Consider the following 2745-nt stretch of genomic DNA (forward strand, 5'->3'; position numbering starts at 1 on the left):
CCAGGCCAGTGCGATGACCGGCGTCCCGGCTCGCAGGGCTTCGCCAAAGCTGGCAGCGCCAGCTTCGATGTAGTTCCGCGCGCAGGTGTAGACGAGCGCGCCCGCCTCGGCCAGCAGCCGCATCTTCGCGTCGCCGCCGACTTCTCCGACCAGGGTGACGTGCTCGGCGCCGAAATCCGCGCTGTGGGCCTCCACGTAACCACGGTCGAACACCGGCCCGGCGACGGTGATTTCACGTCCTGCGAGCGCGGCGGCCCGAATGGCCAGGTGCGGAGCCTTCTGCTGATCGATCCGTCCCATCCACAGCAGTGCACCGTTATCGCGCACGGGTAGCTCCTCTTCTCCCAATCCGAGATGCACCGCCAACTCCTCGAAGGGCCGATGCGCGGCGTAGCGCTCGCGCATCTGGCGCGAGTAGCAGTACAGCCGCGACCGCAAACCATCGAACGCATCCGGCTGGTGCTGGAAATACGGCCAATGCTGGAAGGTCGCTACGTCGGCATCCAGCGACTCCCACACCACCCGCCAAGCAGGAAGCGACGGATACTCGTGCCCGACTACCAACAGGTCATAGCCGGTGGCCCGCAGGCTGCGGGCCTCGCGCCCGTCTGGCCTCATACCCTCGATCCGAATGGGCCGCATCTCCCATTCATCAACCAGCTCCGATCGCCATTGCGGGCCAAGAAGATGCACCTCGGCCCCGGCGGCACGAGCGCCGACGGCCACCGCCCACAGCCACCGTTCGATCCCGCCGTACCCGGACGGCGGGAAGGCATAGTCCCCTGGGAAGTCGCAGATGCCGACCAGCATCGCGGTCAGGACTCGGGCGTGCCGTCCGCCGCTACTCGCCGGAACCCGGTGAACGGCACCAGGACCTCGGGGATCACCACCGAACCATCCTGCTGCTGGTTCTGCTCCAGCAGCGCGGCCAAGGTACGCCCAATCGGCAGACCCGATCCGTTCAACGTCGCGGCGAGCCCGCGCTGGCCGTCCTTCGACTTGGTGCGGATCGCCGCTCGACGGGCCTGGAATGTGCCGCAGTCGGAGCAGGAGCTGATCTCACGATAGGTGTTCTGGCTGGGCAGCCACACCTCGATGTCGTAGGTGAACGTGGCGGCAAAACCCAGATCCCCGGCGGCCAAGGCCACCACACGGTAGGCCAACCCAAGTTCCTTCAGGCACGCCTCGGCATGGCCGAGCATTTTCTCCAGCTCAGCGCGGGACTCCTCGGGGCGTACCACCCGAACCAGCTCCACCTTCGAGAACTGGTGCAGACGCAGAATGCCGCGCGTGTCCCGTCCATACGAGCCTGCCTCGGACCGGAAGCACGGCGTCCACGCGGTGTAGGCGTACGGCAGGTCTTCGGTGGGCAGGATCTCGTCGGCATGCAGGTTGGTCAGCGGAACCTCGGCCGTGGGGATCAAGAACAGTTCTCGATCGGCCACTCCGGTGCGGAACAGGTCTTCCTCGAACTTGGGCAACTGGCCGGTGCCGGTCATCGTGGTCCGGTTCACCAGGTTCGGAACGCTGATTTCCTGGTAGCCGTGGCGCCCGGTGTGCAGGTTCAGGAAGAACGTCGCCAGCGCGCGCTCCAGCACGGCTCCGGCTCCGCGTGCGACGCTGAACCGTGAGCCCGACAGCTTGGCCGCCCGGCTGAAGTCGAAGATGCCCATCGCTTCACCCAGGTCCACGTGGTCCCTGGGATCGAAGCTGAAGCTCGGTGGAGTGCCGTGCTTGCGGATCTCCACGTTGAACTCGTCGGAGAGACCGTCGGGCACGTCCTCGGCCGGGAAGTTCGGGATCGACAGCAGCGTCTCCCGCAGCTCTCCCTCGACCTTCTCCTGCTCTTCTTCCAGCTCGCGCACTTGATCCTTAAGTGCCCGTGCGCGCTCCTTCAGCTCGGTCGCGTCCCCACCGGCCTTGGCGGTCTTGCCCACCTCGGCGGCGACCCTCTTCGACTCCGCCCGCAACTCGTCCGCACTCTTGATCGAGGAGTTCCGGCGTGTGAACAGATCCTCAATCGTGGTCAAATCGAGCGTGTAGCCGCGCTTGGCCAAGGAGCGCACAGCGTCCTCGCCCAGGTCGAGCAGGATGCGGGCATCATGCATGAGTCGCCTCGTCTTCGTCTCTGCTTGCTGAAGCGTGTGCACTGACGGTAGCAAGACCATCGCGTGCCTCTCGCGGGAATACCCCCAGATCAACATGCCAGCCACGGCGCCGACGCGCCCCCTCGGCAAGGTCGCGAAGCAGCGTGTCGATCAGCGTACGGAGGTCAGCGTCCCCGATGACCAGCGGCGTCAGACAGCGCGCGGCGGGCAGAAACACGTCGGTCAACGGCTGATACGGATGGGACTGCGCCCATTGGACCACCGAGACGAGCAGACCGTGGGCAACGACCAGGCGCGGTCCGGGCCAGCCCAACGCGGCGCGCAGGCCGGTGAGCATCCGTACGATGCCCTCCGCCTGAGACTCCCGCGCACCCGGTGGCCGTACGCGGGGGCCGTGCTCCGCAAGCCAGCAGGCGTAAGCGAGGAAGGGATCGCCTTCGTAGACGCCGTAGTCCAGCTCGTTCAGCCGGGCATCGCGGTGTAGCTCGACCTGACAAGCCGTGATCAACTCGGCTGTGCGGACACAACGATCGAACGTGCTGGTCACACACGTCGCCACCGCATCGCTGGGAACCTTCGACCTCGCCTTCTGGCACGCCGCAACACCGTCGTCGGTCAACTGCACGTCCACCGCTGG

At 66.3% G+C, this 2745-nt stretch carries 3 protein-coding genes; all 3 read right to left on the reverse strand.

Translation table 11 applies throughout. From position 1 onward, the window contains the following. Positions 1 to 810, reverse strand: an 810-nt coding sequence (locus FFT21_RS28210) for a glycosyltransferase (protein WP_137816945.1), incomplete at its 3' end; no start/stop codon positions are given. A gap of 5 nt (positions 811 to 815) precedes the next feature. Then, entirely contained in the window at positions 816 to 2108 is a 1293-nt protein-coding gene (serS, locus tag FFT21_RS28215; RefSeq protein ID WP_137816946.1) for a serine--tRNA ligase, read from the reverse strand. Next, positions 2101 to 2745 (reverse strand): histidine phosphatase family protein (locus FFT21_RS28220; RefSeq protein WP_137816947.1); only part of this gene is annotated, 645 nt, incomplete at its 5' end. The genes FFT21_RS28220 and serS, both read right to left, overlap by 8 nt.

It is taken from the genome of Gandjariella thermophila (assembly GCF_005405885.1).
Classification (GTDB): Bacteria; Actinomycetota; Actinomycetes; order Mycobacteriales; family Pseudonocardiaceae; genus Gandjariella; species Gandjariella thermophila.